The organism is Delftia sp. DLF01 (genome assembly GCF_014852125.1).
Taxonomy (GTDB): Bacteria; Pseudomonadota; Gammaproteobacteria; order Burkholderiales; family Burkholderiaceae_C; genus Comamonas; species Comamonas acidovorans.
This window is the reverse complement of sequence record NZ_JACVAZ010000003.1, coordinates 1-16147: the sequence shown is the minus strand read 5'-3', so window position 1 is coordinate 16147 and position 16147 is coordinate 1. Positions and strand designations below refer to the sequence as shown.

General features: G+C 65.9%; 12 protein-coding genes. 11 read left to right on the top strand and 1 reads right to left on the bottom strand.

Annotated elements, in window-relative coordinates:
• Positions 1-109 precede the first annotated feature (109 nt).
• From scpA to IB269_RS15270, 5 genes are all read left to right on the top strand, one after another.
• Entirely contained in the window at positions 110-2287 is a 2178-nt protein-coding gene (scpA, locus tag IB269_RS15290; RefSeq protein WP_013802440.1) for a methylmalonyl-CoA mutase, read from the top strand.
• A gap of 25 nt (positions 2288-2312) precedes the next feature.
• Positions 2313-3359 carry a methylmalonyl Co-A mutase-associated GTPase MeaB gene (meaB, locus tag IB269_RS15285; RefSeq protein ID WP_225614213.1) on the top strand — a complete coding sequence of 349 codons (1047 nt, stop codon included), beginning with the start codon at positions 2313-2315 and terminating at the stop codon, positions 3357-3359.
• A 56-nt stretch (positions 3360-3415) separates the two neighbouring features.
• Positions 3416-4948 (top strand): acyl-CoA carboxylase subunit beta, encoded by a 1533-nt coding sequence (locus tag IB269_RS15280; RefSeq protein ID WP_012205581.1) that lies wholly within the window; start codon positions 3416-3418, stop codon positions 4946-4948.
• A 215-nt stretch (positions 4949-5163) separates the two neighbouring features.
• The gene (gene accC / locus IB269_RS15275; protein WP_099750875.1) at positions 5164-7212 is read left to right on the top strand and encodes an acetyl-CoA carboxylase biotin carboxylase subunit; all 2049 of its coding nucleotides are present in this window, start codon (positions 5164-5166) and stop codon (positions 7210-7212) included.
• Between the two features lie 147 nt (positions 7213-7359).
• Complete coding sequence (locus tag IB269_RS15270; RefSeq protein WP_012205585.1) at positions 7360-8331, top strand: chemotaxis protein; 972 nt, start codon at positions 7360-7362, stop codon at positions 8329-8331.
• Between the two features lie 36 nt (positions 8332-8367).
• Here IB269_RS15270 and IB269_RS15265 read toward each other — a convergent pair whose 3' ends face one another.
• Entirely contained in the window at positions 8368-9462 is a 1095-nt protein-coding gene (locus IB269_RS15265) for a LacI family DNA-binding transcriptional regulator (protein ID WP_192367553.1), read from the bottom strand.
• 156 nt (positions 9463-9618) lie between these two features.
• On the opposite strand from IB269_RS15265, the gene IB269_RS15260 reads away from it, so the two are divergent.
• The 6 genes from IB269_RS15260 (at position 9619) to eda (ending at position 15632) form a co-directional block, all read left to right on the top strand.
• Positions 9619-10206 (top strand): gluconokinase, encoded by a 588-nt coding sequence (locus IB269_RS15260; protein ID WP_225614153.1) that lies wholly within the window; start codon positions 9619-9621, stop codon positions 10204-10206.
• Positions 10207-10224: 18 nt separating this feature from the next.
• Positions 10225-10731 carry a TRAP transporter small permease gene (locus IB269_RS15255; protein ID WP_192367552.1) on the top strand — a complete coding sequence of 169 codons (507 nt, stop codon included), beginning with the start codon at positions 10225-10227 and terminating at the stop codon, positions 10729-10731.
• 12 nt (positions 10732-10743) lie between these two features.
• A complete protein-coding gene (locus IB269_RS15250; protein ID WP_013802434.1) occupies positions 10744-12024 on the top strand; it encodes a TRAP transporter large permease in 1281 nt (426 codons plus the stop codon).
• Between the two features lie 28 nt (positions 12025-12052).
• Positions 12053-13072, top strand: a complete 1020-nt coding sequence (locus IB269_RS15245; RefSeq protein ID WP_192367551.1) for a TRAP transporter substrate-binding protein — start codon at positions 12053-12055, stop codon at positions 13070-13072.
• A gap of 110 nt (positions 13073-13182) precedes the next feature.
• Entirely contained in the window at positions 13183-15009 is a 1827-nt protein-coding gene (gene edd, locus IB269_RS15240) for a phosphogluconate dehydratase (protein WP_192367550.1), read from the top strand.
• Positions 14994-15632, top strand: a complete 639-nt coding sequence (eda, locus tag IB269_RS15235) for a bifunctional 4-hydroxy-2-oxoglutarate aldolase/2-dehydro-3-deoxy-phosphogluconate aldolase (protein ID WP_192367549.1) — start codon at positions 14994-14996, stop codon at positions 15630-15632. The genes edd and eda overlap by 16 nt, the downstream gene beginning before the upstream one ends.
• Positions 15633-16147 lie beyond the last annotated feature (515 nt).

Sequence of the window (16147 nt, the reverse complement as noted above, 5' to 3'; positions counted from 1 at the left end):
CCGGATTGTATCGGTAAAGATATTTTGAATGAATAATTATGAATGATGTAAACTGCGGCAGCTCTGGGGCATGCCCTCAAGGGCACCTGTCATTCACGAGCCTGAGAACATGAGACAAGACCATCCGACAGCGCAGAACGGCCAGGAATTCGCAACTGCCGACCTGCAGAAATGGGCCCAGGCGGCCGCCAAGGCCGCTCCCGGGGGCGACATCCAGGCACTGCACTGGACCACGCCCGACGGCATCGACGTCAAGCCGCTGTACACGGCGGCAGACACGGCCAACCTGCCCCATACGGATAGCCTGCCAGGCTTCGAGCCCTACATTCGCGGCCCGCAGGCCACCATGTACGCGGGCCGGCCCTGGACCATTCGCCAGTACGCCGGCTTTTCCACGGCCGAGGAGTCCAACGCCTTCTACCGCAAGGCGCTGGCCGCCGGCGGGCAGGGCGTGTCGGTGGCCTTCGACCTGGCCACGCACCGCGGCTACGACAGCGACCATCCGCGTGTGACGGGCGACGTGGGCAAGGCCGGCGTGGCCATCGATTCGGTCGAGGACATGAAGGTGCTGTTCGACCAGATCCCGCTGGACAAGATCAGCGTGTCCATGACCATGAACGGCGCCGTGCTGCCCGTGCTGGCGGGCTACGTGGTGGCGGCCGAGGAGCAGGGCGTGGCCCAGGACCAGCTGTCGGGGACCATACAGAACGACATCCTCAAGGAGTTCATGGTCCGCAACACTTATATCTACCCGCCCCAGCCGTCGATGCGCATCATCGGCGACATCATCGAGTACACGAGCAGGAACATGCCCAAGTTCAACTCGATCTCGATCTCGGGCTACCACATGCAGGAGGCGGGCGCCAACCAGGCGCTGGAACTGGCCTTCACGCTGGCCGACGGCAAGGAGTACGTGAAGACCGCCACGGCCAAGGGCATGGATGTGGACGATTTCGCAGGCCGGCTGTCCTTCTTCTGGGCCATCGGCATGAATTTCTACCTGGAAATCGCCAAGATGCGCGCGGCCCGCCTGCTGTGGTGCCGCATCATGAAGGGCTTCGGCGCCAAGAAGGCCAAGAGCCTGATGCTGCGCACGCACTGCCAGACTTCGGGCTGGTCGCTGACCGAGCAGGACCCCTACAACAACGTGGTGCGCACCACCATCGAGGCCATGGCCGCCGTGTTCGGCGGCACGCAGAGCCTGCACACCAACAGCTTTGACGAAGCCATTGCGCTGCCCACCGAGTTCTCGGCCCGCATTGCGCGCAACACGCAGCTGATCATTCAGGAAGAGACCCACATCACCAATGTGATCGACCCCTGGGCCGGCAGCTACATGATGGAAAAGCTGACCCAGGACATGGCAGACGCCGCCTGGAAGATCATCGAAGAGGTCGAGGCCATGGGCGGCATGACGGCCGCCGTGGACTCGGGCTGGGCCAAGCTCAAGATCGAGGCCGCCGCCGCCGAGAAGCAGGCGCGCATCGACTCGGGCAAGGATGTCATCGTCGGCGTCAACAAGTACAAGCTGGCCAAGGAAGATCCCATCGACATCCTCGAGGTGGACAACGTCAAGGTGCGCGATAGCCAGATCGCACGCCTGAACCAGATCAAGGCCAGCCGCGATGCGGCCAAGGTCGAGGCCGCCCTTCAGGCGCTGACCCAGGCCGCCGAAAGCGGCGAGGGCAACCTGCTGGACCTGGCCATCCAGGCCGTGCGCCTGCGCGCCACGGTGGGCGAGGTCTCGGATGCTCTGGAGAAGGTTTTCGGGCGCCACCGCGCCGATACGCAGAAGGTGACCGGCGTGTATGCAGCAGCCTACGACTCGGCCGAGGGCTGGGAAAAGCTCAAGGGCGAGATTGACGCATCGTCTGAGCAGCTGGGCCGACGCCCGCGTGTGATGATCGCCAAGCTCGGCCAGGACGGCCATGACCGCGGCGCCAAGGTAGTGGCCACGGCCTTTGCCGACCTGGGCTTCGACGTGGACATGGGCCCGCTGTTCCAGACGCCCGAGGAATGTGCGCGCCAGGCCATCGAGAACGACGTGCACGCCGTGGGCGTGTCCACGCTGGCGGCTGGCCACAAGACCCTGGTGCCGGCCATCATCGAGGAGCTGCGCCGCCAGGGCGCGGACGATATCATCGTCTTCGTGGGCGGCGTGATTCCCGCGCAGGACTACGACTTCCTCTACAACGCCGGCGTCAAGGGCGTCTACGGCCCGGGCACACCCATACCGGCCAGCGCCAAGGATGTGCTCGAACAGATCCGCCAGGCCAACAGCCTCTGAGCCCGCCGCAGTGACTCCCAAGCAAATGCAAGACGGCATCCTGAACGGCAACCCCGCCGTTCAGCGCCGGGCCATGGCCAAGGCCATCACCCTGCTGGAATCCACGCGCGCCGACCACCGTGCGGCGGCCGATGTGCTGCTCACGGCCCTGCTGCCGCATACGGGCGGGTCTTTCCGCCTGGGCATCAGCGGCGTGCCGGGCGTGGGCAAGAGCACCTTCATCGAGACGCTGGGCCTGTTCCTCATCGCACGCGGCCTGCGGGTGGCGGTGCTGGCCATCGACCCCTCATCCACCGTGTCGGGCGGCTCCATTCTTGGCGACAAGACGCGCATGGAGCAGTTGTCCGTCCACCTGGACGCCTACATCCGTCCCAGCCCCAGCAGCGGCACCCTGGGCGGCGTGGCCGAGAAAACCCGCGAGGCCATGCTGGTCTGCGAGGCGGCTGGCTACGATGTGGTCATCGTCGAGACCGTGGGCGTGGGCCAGAGCGAGATCGCCGTTCAGGGCATGTGCGACATGTTCTGCCTGCTGCAACTGCCCAATGCGGGCGATGACCTGCAAGCCATCAAGAAGGGCGTGATGGAGCTGGCCGACCTGGTCGTCATCAACAAGGCCGACATCGATCCCCATGCCGCCACGCGCGCGCAGGCCCAGATCACCTCCAGCCTGCGCCTGCTGGGCATGCACGGCAATCCCGAGCACGCCCACCACGACGAGCGCCTGTGGCAGCCCAGGGTCATTACCATCAGCGCGCTCAAGCAAGAGGGCGTTGACGGCTTCTGGAGCGCGGTGGAGGAATTCCGCCGCCTGCAGCAGGCCAACGGCCGCCTGGCGCTGCGCCGCGAACGCCAGACCCTGTCCTGGATGTGGGAGCGCATCGACTCCGGCCTCAAGCAGGCCTTCCGGCAGCATCCGCAGGTGCGGGCGCTGCTGCCCCAACTGCAGGCCGACGTGGCAGCAGGGCGGATCGCGGCCAGCACCGCCGCAAGAAATCTGCTGCAGGCGCAGGCCGGGCCCGCGATGGCACCCGCTCCAGCGCCGGCGACAGCACCCGCCGCAGCGCCGCAGTGACCGCAGACAAGACAACACCAGCAACCCGTATCGTTAGACGTTAGAGGAATCGCAGCATGCAAGACATCCTGGATCAACTGGAGACAAAGCGCGAACAGGCCCGCCTGGGTGGCGGCCAAAAGCGCATAGACGCACAGCACAAGAAGGGCAAGCTCACGGCGCGAGAGCGCATCGAGCTGCTGCTGGACGACGGCACCTTCGAGGAATGGGACATGTTCGTCGAGCACCGCTGCACCGACTTCGGCATGGAAAACAGCAAGATCCCCGGCGACGGCGTTGTCACCGGCTACGGCATGATCAACGGCCGCCTGGTCTTCGTCTTCAGCCAGGACTTCACCGTCTTCGGCGGCGCACTGTCCGAGACCCATGCCGAGAAGATCTGCAAGATCATGGACCAGGCCATGAAGGTCGGCGCGCCCGTGATCGGCCTCAACGACTCGGGCGGCGCCCGCATCCAGGAAGGCGTGGCCTCCCTGGGCGGCTATGCCGACGTGTTCCAGAAGAACGTGCTGGCCAGCGGCGTGGTGCCGCAGATCTCCATGATCATGGGCCCTTGTGCCGGTGGCGCCGTGTATTCGCCGGCCATGACGGACTTCATCTTCATGGTCAAGGACAGCAGCTACATGTTCGTCACCGGCCCCGAAGTGGTGAAGACCGTGACGCACGAGGAGGTCACGGCCGAGGAGCTGGGCGGCGCCATCACCCACACCACGCGCAGCGGCGTGGCCGATATGGCCTTCGACAACGACGTGGAGGCGCTGATGATGCTGCGCCGCCTCTACAACTACCTGCCGCTGAACAACCGCGAGAAGGCGCCCGTGCGCTACACCTCGGACCCCGTGGACCGCGCCGACAAGTCGCTGGACACCCTGGTGCCCGACAACGCCAACAAGCCCTACGACATGAAGGAGCTGATCCTCAAGACCGTGGACGACGGCGACTTCTTCGAGCTGCAGCCCGACTACGCCAGGAACATCATCACCGGCTTTGCGCGCATGGACGGCCAGACTGTGGGCATCGTCGCCAACCAGCCCCTGGTGCTGGCCGGCTGCCTGGACATCAAGAGCTCCATCAAGGCCGCGCGCTTCGTGCGTTTCTGCGATGCCTTCAACATCCCCGTGGTCACCTTCGTGGACGTGCCCGGCTTCATGCCCGGCACCAGCCAGGAGTACGGCGGCATCATCAAGCACGGCGCCAAGCTGCTGTACGCCTATGCCGAGGCCACGGTGCCGAAAATCACCGTCATCACGCGCAAGGCCTACGGCGGCGCCTATGACGTGATGGCCTCCAAGCACCTGCGCGGTGACGTCAACCTGGCCTGGCCCCATGCCGAGATCGCCGTGATGGGCGCCAAGGGCGCCGTGGAGATCATCTTCCGCGAGGACAAGAACGACCCCGCCAAGCTGGCAGCGCGCGAGGCCGAGTACAAGGCCCGCTTCGCCAACCCCTTCGTGGCAGGCGCGCGCGGCTTCATCGACGATGTGATCCAGCCGCATGAGACGCGCAAGCGCATCTGCCGCTCGCTGCAGATGCTCAAGAACAAGCAGCTGGAAAATCCGTGGCGCAAGCATGGAAACATCCCCTTGTGAAGCACCCCCTGAGCGGCTCCGCCGCTTCCCCCTCTCTAACTCGCTTCGCGAGACACCCTCGGTGCGGGGCGGCGCGGCCGGCCTAGGCCCTTCCTCGGTGTCCCTCGCTTTGGTCGCGCCGGTTACTGACAGTGCTGGCGAAGCGCAAAACAGGGACAGCGAAGCTGACGACAGCTCCGGTTCCCATGATTTAGTTCCAAGAATGGGCTAAGAAGATGTTCAAGAAGATCCTGATTGCCAACCGCGGCGAGATTGCCTGCCGCGTCATCGCCACCGCCCGCAAGATGGGCATACAGACCGTGGCGGTGTACTCCGATGCGGACCGCGAGGCACGCCACGTCAAGCTGGCCGACGAGGCCGTGCACATCGGCGCCGCGCCCAGCCGCGAGTCCTACCTGCAGGCCGACCGCATCATTGCCGCGTGCAAGCAGACCGGCGCCCAGGCCGTGCACCCGGGCTACGGCTTCCTGTCCGAGAACGAGGCCTTCGCCCGGCGCGTGGAGGAAGAGGGCATCACCTTCATCGGCCCCAAGCACGCGGCCATTGCGGCCATGGGCGACAAGATCGCCTCCAAGAAGCTGGCCGACAAGGCCGGCGTGAGCACCATCCCCGGCTACAACGACCCCATTGCCGGCCCCGAGGCCGCCGTGGAAATCGCCAAGGGCATTGGCTACCCTGTGATGATCAAGGCCAGCGCCGGCGGCGGCGGCAAGGGTCTGCGCGTGGCCTACAACGACAAGGAAGCCTTCGAGGGCTTTGCCAGCTGCCAGAACGAGGCACGCAACAGCTTTGGCGACGACCGCATCTTCATCGAGAAATTCGTGCAGGAGCCGCGCCACATCGAGATCCAGGTGCTGGGCGACGGCCACGGCAACGTGATCTACCTGAATGAGCGCGAATGCTCCATCCAGCGCCGGCACCAGAAGGTGATCGAAGAGGCGCCGTCCCCCTTCATCAGCGACGCCACGCGCCGCGCCATGGGCGAGCAGGCCGTGGCCCTGGCCAAGGCCGTGGGCTACCAGAGCGCGGGCACGGTGGAATTCGTGGTCGGCAAGGACCAGGATTTCTACTTCCTGGAAATGAACACCCGCCTGCAGGTGGAGCACCCGGTGACCGAGTGCATCACCGGCCTGGACCTGGTCGAGCAGATGATCCGCGTGGCCGCTGGCGAGAAGCTGGCCATCGCGCAGGAAGACGTCAAGCGCAATGGCTGGGCCATCGAGTGCCGCATCAACGCCGAGGACCCGTTCCGCAACTTCCTGCCCTCCACGGGCCGCCTGGTGCGCTTTGCGCCGCCCGAGCAGACCATGTGGCAGGCCGACACCGGCCACCTGCACGGCGTGCGCGTGGATACGGGCGTCTATGAGGGCGGCGAAATTCCGATGTTCTACGACTCGATGATCGCCAAGCTCATCGTGCATGGCAGCGACCGCAACGACGCCATCGCCAAGATGCGCGAGGCGCTCAATGCCTTCGTGATCCGGGGCATCAGCTCCAACATCCCGTTCCAGGCCGCGCTGCTGGCCCATCCAAAGTTCAAGAGCGGCGACTTCAACACCGGCTTCATCGCCGAGCACTACTCCCATGGCTTCCACGCCGAGGACGTGCCCCACGGCGATCCCGACTTCCTGGTCGCCCTGGCCGGCCACATGAACCGCCGCTACCGCGCGCGCGCCGCCACCATCAGCGGCCAGATGCGGGGACACGAGCTCAAGGTCTCGGCCGACTACTGCGTGGTCGTGCTGGGCGCCGAAGGCCAGCACCAGTACCGCGCCGTGCAGGTCTCGGACTTCGACGCCGAAAGCCGCGCCAGCACCGTCACGGTGGATGGCAAGCCCTACACCTTCCGCAGCGAGACCCCCATGCGTGCCATGTGCGTGCAGGGCAGCTGCAACGGCAAGCCCTTCACGGCCCAGGTCGAGCGCGGCACGGCCAGGAACCCGCTGGCCCTGCGCGTCATCCACAACGGCACGCAGATCGACGCCCTGGTGCTCTCGCCGCGCGGCGGCGAACTGCACCGCCTCATGCCCTACAAGGCGCCGCCGGACCTGTCCAGGTTCCTGCTGTCGCCCATGCCGGGTCTGCTGGTGGACGTGGCCGTGCAGCCGGGCCAGAAGGTGCAGGCCGGTGAGAAGCTGGCGGTGATCGAGGCGATGAAGATGGAGAACATCCTGTTCGCCTCGCAGGACGGCGTGGTCGGCAAGATCAGTGCAGCCAAGGGCGATTCGCTCGCGGTGGACGATGTGATCCTGGAATTCGAGTGATTCCTGCGCCGCGGGGCGGTGGCATGCATGAAGCATGTCGCCGGCCGCCCGGCGTTGCTGTTCCGACTCAGGTGCAATAAATTTTTGCTAAATCCGAGGCGCTCGCTTTAGAATTTGTAAAAAGATGTGTCACTCTCCAGGACCGGCATGAACCTCAATTCCAAGGCAGCTCAAAGAGAGATCGACGAGCGCACCAACCTCACCAGCAACAACAAGTTCGAGCTGCTGCTGTTCCGGCTGGGCAGCGACTCCGGCCTGGGCCAGTCCGAGCTGTTCGGGATCAATGTGTTCAAGGTCCGCGAAATCGTGGCCATGCCGCACATCACGCCCATCGCGGGGGGCACGGCCCATTCGCTGGGTGTGGCAAACCTGCGCGGGCAGGTGATCCCGGTGCTGAATCTTCCCGCCATCATGGGCTGCAAGCCCCAGACCGGCTTGAACATCATGCTGGTCACCGAATATGCGCGCACCACCCAGGCATTCGCGGTGGAGTCCGTCGAGGACATCGTGCGCCTGGATTGGAAGCAGGTGCTGTCGGCCGAGGCCAGCGGCACCGGCGGCAAGCTGGTCACCAGCATCGCCCGCCTGGATGGCGACACCGACAACTCGCGCCTGGCCCAGGTGCTGGATGTGGAGGCCATCCTGCAATTGGTGTCTCCCACCGACGCCCAGGAAATCACGCCGGAAAAAGTGGGCGCCAGGCTCAAGCTCAAGCCCGGCGCCATCGTGCTGGCCGCCGATGATTCCTTCGTGGCGCGCTCGCTGATCGAGAAGGAGCTCAAGGTCCTGCAGGCACCGTATGAAATGCTCAAGTCCGGCAAGGAGGCCTGGGACCGCCTCAACGCCATTGCCGACAGCGCCCAGGCAGAGGGCCTGACTGTGGCCGACAAGGTCGCCCTGGTGCTGACCGACCTGGAGATGCCCGAGATGGACGGCTTCACGCTCACCCGCCACATCAAGCAGGACGCGCGCTTCCATTCCATTCCCGTGCTCATCCATTCCTCGCTGTCCGGATCGGCCAACGAAGACCATGTGCGCAGCGTTGGCGCGGACGGCTACGTGGCCAAGTTCGCGGCAGAGGATCTGGCCGAGACCCTGCGCCGCCTGCTGCCGGGCTGATGGCCACGGAGGAGGGCGCACAAAGCCCTCTTCGCTTCAACTGCTCTGCCGCACCACCAGTTCGTAGCCCAGATCCACGCTGGGCGGATGCACGGCCTCGCCCCGCATCAGCTGCAGCAGCATGCGCGCACCTTCGGTGCCGATATGGCCGCGCGGCGTGCGGATGGTGGTCAGCGGCGGCACCATCTGGTCGCTGCCGGGCAGGTCGTTGAAGCCTGCGATGGCGATCTGCTCGGGCACGCGTATCCCCCGGCGCAGAGCCTCCAGCAGCGCACCCTGGGCGATGTCGTCGTTGCAGAAGAACAGGGCATCGACGGCAGGGTCCAGGCGCAGGGCCGCGTCCAGCAGCTCGGCGCCCAGCGCCATCGACGTGGGGCGGGGCCAGAGCAGTTCCAGGGCGGGGTCATGCAGGCCCGCCGCCTGCAGGGCATGGCGGTAGCCCGCGGCGCGCTGCATCACGCGGGCATCGAGCTGGCCTGCGCAAAAGGCAATGCGCCTGTGTCCGCGCTCCATCAAGTGCCGCGTGATGGCGGCTCCGGCCTCGGCCTGCGAAAAGCCCACGCTGGGCGCACCAGGCTCGCCGCCCAGTTCCATCAGGTGCACGCAGGGGACCTTGCTGGCCTGTACCAGTTCACGCGCAGCGGGGCTGCGGTCAAAACCCGTGAGCAGCAGGCCGGCCGGGCGCATGGGCAGGTAGGTGCGCAGCAGCTGTTCTTCTTCGGCCCGGTCGTAGTGGGTCACGCCGATCAGCGCGTGGTAGCCCGCAGAGAACAGCACCTTGTGAACCGCCTCGATCAGGTCCACGAACAGGGTGTTGGACAGCATGGGCACCAGCACCAGCACCTGGGCGCTTTTCTGCGAGGCCAGGGCGCGAGCGGCGGGGTCGGGCACGTAGCCCATCTGCGCGGCGGCCGTGCGGATTTTCTCGACCAGGGCCGGGTCCACGCGGCGCTCGCCGCGCAGGGCGCGCGAGACCGTCATGGGGCTGACGCCAGCGGCCTGTGCCACATCGCTGAGCGTGATGCGCCCGCTGGCCCGCGAGGAGCGTGCGCGTCCCGTGGCGGGCAGGGCCGGGCCGGTAACATCGGCGGAGGGCGATTCTGGGGAGGCAGGCGGAATCTGACGGGCCAAGGGATTGTCCTAGGTCGGGGGCGGGAGGGTTGAAGATTATGATAGCGCTATCCCAATCATTCGAAGGCCCTTGCTCCTGCGTGTAAACCCGGACGAAGGCCTCTGAAGCACAACGAAATCCAAGGCAGACCCTGGTCTGCCAATTTTTGCAAGAACATGGATAGCGCTATCCCAACAACCACCGCGGCGGCCCCCGCAGACACCCACCCACGGGCGCTGGTCGTCATGGGCGTTTCCGGCTGCGGCAAGTCCAGCGTGGGGCAGGCCCTGGCCGATGCCCTGGGCTGGACCCTGCACGAGGGCGATGCCCACCATGCCGAGGAAAGCATCCGCAAGATGCAGGCCGGCATCCCCCTGACCGACGACGACCGCAGCGGGTGGCTGGACCGGCTGGCCCAGCTGCTGGCCCAGGCCATGCCGGGGCAGGGCGTGGTGCTGACCTGCTCGGCCCTCAAGCGCAAGTACCGCGACCGGCTGCGTGCTGCCGGCCCGGCCGGTGCCGTGGGCTTCGTGTTCCTGGACCTGAACTACGACACGGCGCTGCAGCGCGTGCAGGAGCGCGCCGGCCACTTCTTCTCGCCCGAGCTGGTGGCCAACCAGTTCGCCACGCTGGAACGCCCTGATGGCGAATGCGCCGTGCTGTCCGTGGACGCCACGCTGCCGCTGACCGACATCGTGCTCCGCGCCCAAAGCTGGCAGGTCCTGCCCGCGGCGCATGCCGACACCTTCTCCCAAAACCCATAACGCCAGGAGACAAGCCCCATGCAATCCGATTCCCCCGCAGTCCGGCCCAAGCCGCGCCTGCAGCACTTTGCCGAGGTGCTGATGGTGCTGGCCCTGGCCGGCATGGTCATTGCCGTGTTCATCAACGTGGTGCTGCGCTATGTGTTCCACACCAGCATCGTTTCCTATGAGGAAATCTCGCGCCTGCTCTTCGTCTGGCTGGTGGCCATTGGCGCCATCGTGGCCGCTTTCGAGGGCAGCCACCTGGGCTTCGACCTTGTGACTTCCCGCGTGGGGCCTGGCGCGCGCAAGGCGCTGTTCTGGGTGTCGCAGGCACTCGTCCTGGTCTGCATGGGCCTGCTGCTGTGGGGCTCCTGGGCCCAGGTGGAGGCCGGACTGAACAGCTACAGCACGGTGCTGGGCTACCCGCTGGCCCTGGGCGCCGCGGCCACCCTGGTGCTGGCCGTGGGCCTGCTGGTGGTGACGCTGCGCGACCTGCGCCGCGGCGCGCCGGCAGAAAGCCATGCCGAAACGACGGTCGAGTAAGGAGTACGCACCATGGTTGTGACCCTGATCTTTCTGGCCGTGCTGATTGGCGGCATGGTGATCGGCATGCCCATCGCCCAGGCGCTGGTGCTGACCGGCGTGGCGCTGATGTGGCACCTGGACTTCTTCGACTCGCAGCTGCTTGCGCAGAACCTGCAGGCCGGCTTCGACAACTTCCCGCTGCTGGCCGTGCCCTTCTTCATCCTGGCTGGCGAGCTGATGAACGCGGGTGGCCTGTCGCGCCGCATCATCGACCTGGCACGTGCCTATGTGGGCCATATCCGTGGCGGCCTGGGCTATGTGGCCATTGGCGCGGCAGTGCTGCTGGCGTCCATGAGCGGCTCGGCCATTGCCGATACCGCCGCCCTGGCCACCATCCTGCTGCCCATGATGCGCGACCAGAAGTATCCCGACAGCTACAGCGCGGGCCTGCTGGCCTCGGGCGGCATCATCGCGCCCATCATTCCGCCGTCCATGCCCTTCGTGATCTACGGCGTGACGACCAACACCTCGATCAGCAAGCTGTTCCTGTCGGGCGTGGTGCCGGGCCTGATCATGGGCGTGTTCCTGATCTTTGCCTGGTGGTCCATCGCCCGCAAGTACGACCTGTCGCGCGGCGAGCGGATGGCCTGGGGCCCGCGTCTGAAGGCACTGGCCAAGAGCTTCTGGGCCATGATGATGCCGGTCATCATCCTGGGCGGCCTCAAGGGCGGCGTGTTCACGCCCACCGAGGCGGCCGTGGTCGCAGCCGTCTACGCGCTGTTCGTGTCCATGGTGATCTACCGCGAGATGACCTGGACCCGGCTCTACGCCGTGTTCCTGGCCGCCGCCAAGACCACGGCCGTGGTCATGTTCCTGTGCGGCGCCGCCACGGTGACGGCCTACATGATCACCCTGGCCGACCTGCCCAACATGCTGGCCGACAGCTTCTCGGGCCTGCTGGGCAGTCCCGTGCTGTTCATGGCCACGATGATGCTGTTCCTGCTGGTGGTGGGCACGGCCATGGACCTGACGCCGACCATCCTGATCTTCGGCCCCGTGTGCGCGCCGCTGGCCGTCAAGGCCGGCATCGATCCCATCTACTTCGGCTTCATGTTCATCTACGTGGGCTGCATCGGCCTGATCACGCCGCCCGTGGGAACGGTGCAGAACGTGGTGGCCGGCGTGGGCCGGCTGCGCATGGAGACCGTGATCAAGGGCACGAACCCGTTCCTGATGGTCTATGTGCTGCTTGCCGTGCTTTTCGTGATTTTTCCGCAAATCATCCTGGCCCCTCTGCGCTGGATGCATTGATCCCTCACTACAACCCAAGGAGATGAACATGCGTATTCCCTTTGCACTCGCCGGCCTGATGGCCGCCGTCACCACGCTGGCCGCCACGGGCCAGGCCATGGCCCAGGACTTCAAGCCGCGCATCGTGCGCTTCGGCTATGGACTGGTCGATGAGTCCAACCAGGGCCGCGCGGCGCGCTTCTTTGCCAAGGAGGTCGAGAAGGCCACGGGCGGCAAGATGAAGGTGCGTGCCATCGGCAATGCCTCGCTGGGCTCGGACACGCAGATGCAGCAGGCGCTGATCGGCGGCGCACAGGAGATGATGGTCGGCTCCACCGCCACCCTGGTGGGCCTGTCGCCCGAAATGGCCGTCTGGGACACACCCTTCCTGTTCAGCAATGTCAAGGAAGCCGACGCCGTGCTGGACGGCCCCGTGGGCGAGAAGGTCAAGGCCACGCTGGAGCCCAAGGGCATGGTGGGCCTGGTCTATTGGGAAAACGGCTTCCGCAACCTCACCAACAACAAGCGCCCCATCGCCAAGATGGAAGACCTGGCCGACGTGAAGCTGCGCGTGATGCAGAACAACGTCTTCCTGGACAGTTTCAAGGCCCTGGGTGCCAATGCCGTGCCGCTGCCGTTCTCCGAGCTGTTCACGGCGCTGGAGACCCGTGCCGTCGATGGCCAGGAAAACCCCTTCAACACCGTGCTGTCCAGCAAGTTCTATGAAGTGCAGAAGTACCTCACGGTGTCCAACCACGTCTACAGCCCCTGGATCGTCACCGTCAGCAAGAAGTGGTGGGACACGCTGAGCCCGGCCGAGAAGAATGTGCTGCAGGATGCCGCCGTCAAGAGCCGCGAGTTCGAACGCAAGGACACGCGCGAGGAAGCCGCCAAGGCCCTGGCCGACATCAAGGCCAAGGGCATGCAGGTCAACGAGCTGCCCGCCGCAGAAGCTGGCCGCATGCGCGACAAGCTCGCGGCGGTGAATGCCGGCATTGCCAAGACCGTGGGCCAGGGCACATGGGACGAGGTGCAGGCCGCCGTCAAGCAGGCGCGGGCAGTGAAGTAAGCTTCGGAGCAGGGCCGGACGCACCTGGGAGGGATGCCCCGGCCGACATTTCCCATAAAGACAACGCGACAGAGAGAAAACGCGCACCAGCGCATCCGCAGGAACCCCGCATGAGCACCATCCACCCCATCGTCGAGCAGGTCACGCGCCGCATCCGCGAGCGCAGTGCCCAATCACGCGCCGCCTACCTGGAGCAGGTGGACGCCATGGCCGCGCGCCCGCCCGGCGCCCAGTCCATGGGCTGCGCCAATGTGGCCCATGCCTTTGCGGGCATTCCAGGCGGCGACCGCATACGCATCGTGGAAGAGAAGGCGCCCAACGTCGCCATCGTCACCGCGTACAACGACGTGCTCTCGGCCCATGCGCCGCTGGCACGCTATCCCGACATCCTCAAGGACGAGGCGCGCAAGCTCGGCGCCACGGCGCAGGTCGCCGGCGGCGTGCCAGCCATGTGCGACGGCGTGACCCAGGGCGCGCCCGGCATGGAACTGAGCCTGTTCAGCCGGGACGCCATTGCCATGGGCACGGCCATCGCGCTGTCGCATGACGTGTTCGACGCCGCGCTGATGCTGGGCATTTGCGACAAGATCGTGCCGGGCCTGCTGATCGGGGCCCTGCATTTCGGCCATCTGCCCACGGTGTTCGTGCCGGCCGGCCCCATGACCTCGGGCCTGTCCAATGGCGAAAAGGCCAAGGTGCGCGAGCAGGCCGCGCAGGGCCTGGTGGGCCGCAAGGAGCTGCTGGCCGCCGAAACGGCTGCCTACCACGGCGAAGGCACCTGCACCTTCTACGGCACGGCCAACAGCAACCAGATGCTGCTGGAGGCCATGGGCCTGCATGTGCCGGGCACGGCCTTCATCAACCCGGCCGAAGGCGAACGCGAACTGCTCACGCGCGAGGCCATGCGCAGCGTGCTGGCCATCACCAAGAACCGCCGCTTCGCACCCATTGGCCATGTGGTGGACGAGCGCTGCATCGTCAACGCCATGGTGGCCCTGCTGGCCACGGGCGGATCGACCAACCACCTGATCCATTGGGTGGCCGTGGCGCGTGCGGCAGGCATCGTCATCGACTGGAATGATTTTTCGGAACTCTCGGGCGTGGTGCCGCTGCTGGCCCGCGTCTATCCCAACGGCAGCGCCGACGTGAACCAGTTCCAGGCCGCAGGCGGGCCGGGCTACGTGATCGGCCAGTTGCTGAGGGCCGGCCTCATGCATGGCGATGTGCTCACCGTGCGGCCCGAGGGCCTGCAGGAATTTGCGCGCATTCCCGTCGTGGAAGACGGCCATCTCGTCTGGCACGAGGCCGAAGTCTCCGGCGACCTGTCCGTGCTGCGCCCGGCCGATGCGCCTTTCAGCGCCACGGGCGGGCTCAAGCTGCTGTCCGGCAACCTGGGGCGCAGCGTGATCAAGGTCAGCGCCGTGCCCGAGGACCGCCATGTGGTCGAGGCGCCCGCGCGCGTCTTCGACTCGCAGGAAGCACTGCAGCAGGCCTTCAAGGCCGGCGAGCTGGACCGAGATGTCATCTGCGTGGTGCGCTGGCAGGGTCCGCGCGCCAACGGCATGCCCGAGCTGCACAAGCTCACCCCGCCGCTGGCCGTGCTGCAGGGCAAGGGCTACAAGGTGGCCCTGGTCACGGACGGCCGCATGAGCGGCGCCTCGGGCAAGGTGCCCGCCGCCATCCATGTCTCGCCCGAGGCCTGCGTGGGCGGGCCGCTGGCGCGCCTGCAAGACGGCGACCTGGTACGCCTGGACGCCGTGGCCGGCACCCTGGCCGTGCTGGTCGACGACACCGAATGGCAGCAGCGGCCCCTGGCCACCATGCCGCAGGCACTGCGCCAAGCCAACGGCCGGGGCTTTGGCCGCGAACTGTTTGCCGGATTCCGGCGCCACGCGCTCAGCGCAGAAGAGGGAGCTTGCACATGGATCAACGACTGACGGCACTGGCCATCATGCAGGACGCGCCGGTCATCCCGGTCATCGTCCTGAACAACGTCGCACATGCCGTGCCCATGGCCCAGGCCCTGGTCGCGGGCGGCATCCGCGTACTGGAAGTCACGCTGCGCACGCCCCAGGGCCTGGCCAGCATCGAAGCCATTGCACGTGCCGTGCCCGAGGCCATCGTGGGCGCCGGCACCGTGCGCAGCGCCGCCGATGCCCGTGCCGCCGCCAGCGCCGGTGCGCGCTTTGCCGTGAGCCCCGGCTACACCGGCGCACTGGGCCAGGCCTGCCAGGCCCTGCAGCTGCCGCTGCTGCCCGGCGTGGCCACCAGCGGCGAAATCATGGCGGCCCAGGACGACGGCTTCAACGAGCTGAAATTCTTCCCCGCCGTACAGGCGGGCGGCACGGCCATGCTCAAGGCCTGGCAAGGCCCGTTCGGCGACGTGCGGTTCTGCCCCACGGGCGGCGTGTCTGCGGACAATGCGGCGCAATTCCTGGCGCTGTCCAACGTGGTCTGCGTGGGTGGCTCCTGGCTGGTGCCTGCCGATGCGCTGGAGCAGGGTGACTGGCAGCGGATCACCGCACTGGCCGGCGCAGCCAAAAACCTGCGAAGCGCCTGAGTCGCCATTGCCCCGGAACCAGCGGCCCCCAAGGGGCCGCTTTTGTTTGTCTGGGCCATCAATGGATGGGAACTTGAATCCATTGAAAATTATGCGTATTGCGGCAATGTTTGCGCAAAATGCAAAGTCAAGATGCGAGGAAATGAGGAATTGATTTCATAACACAACGTTACAATCATTGCTTATCCTTCAAACAGCCTTTTGACAAGACGATATCAATAGACTGTCTTGAAACATTCGCATATGCACAAGAATAATTGCCGCCTGAAGCTTCCGCCGCAATCATTCCTTACCGACCAAGAAAAATGCAATTGCCGTTGCAGGGCCTGAAAATAAAAATTGGCACTGGCGCCTCGCGGCGCCAGTGCCAATTTTTATTGGTCGAGCATCGAGCATCGAGCATCGAGCATCGAGCATCGAGCATCGAGCATCGAGCATCGAGCATCGAGCATCGAGCATCGAGCATCGAGCATCGAGCATCGAGCATCGAGCATCGAGCATCGAGCATCGAGCAT

Bases quoted from the DNA above. Each gene is read 5' to 3' on its own strand.
- scpA (WP_013802440.1), top strand. From the start codon at position 110: ATGAGACAAGACCATCCGACAGCGCAGAACGGCCAGGAATTCGCAACT.
- meaB (WP_225614213.1), top strand. From the start codon at position 2,313: ATGCAAGACGGCATCCTGAACGGCAACCCCGCCGTTCAGCGCCGGGCC.
- IB269_RS15280 (WP_012205581.1), top strand. From the start codon at position 3,416: ATGCAAGACATCCTGGATCAACTGGAGACAAAGCGCGAACAGGCCCGC.
- accC (WP_099750875.1), top strand. From the start codon at position 5,164: ATGTTCAAGAAGATCCTGATTGCCAACCGCGGCGAGATTGCCTGCCGC.
- IB269_RS15270 (WP_012205585.1), top strand. From the start codon at position 7,360: ATGAACCTCAATTCCAAGGCAGCTCAAAGAGAGATCGACGAGCGCACC.
- IB269_RS15260 (WP_225614153.1), top strand. From the start codon at position 9,619: ATGGATAGCGCTATCCCAACAACCACCGCGGCGGCCCCCGCAGACACC.
- IB269_RS15255 (WP_192367552.1), top strand. From the start codon at position 10,225: ATGCAATCCGATTCCCCCGCAGTCCGGCCCAAGCCGCGCCTGCAGCAC.
- IB269_RS15250 (WP_013802434.1), top strand. From the start codon at position 10,744: ATGGTTGTGACCCTGATCTTTCTGGCCGTGCTGATTGGCGGCATGGTG.
- IB269_RS15245 (WP_192367551.1), top strand. From the start codon at position 12,053: ATGCGTATTCCCTTTGCACTCGCCGGCCTGATGGCCGCCGTCACCACG.
- edd (WP_192367550.1), top strand. From the start codon at position 13,183: ATGAGCACCATCCACCCCATCGTCGAGCAGGTCACGCGCCGCATCCGC.
- eda (WP_192367549.1), top strand. From the start codon at position 14,994: ATGGATCAACGACTGACGGCACTGGCCATCATGCAGGACGCGCCGGTC.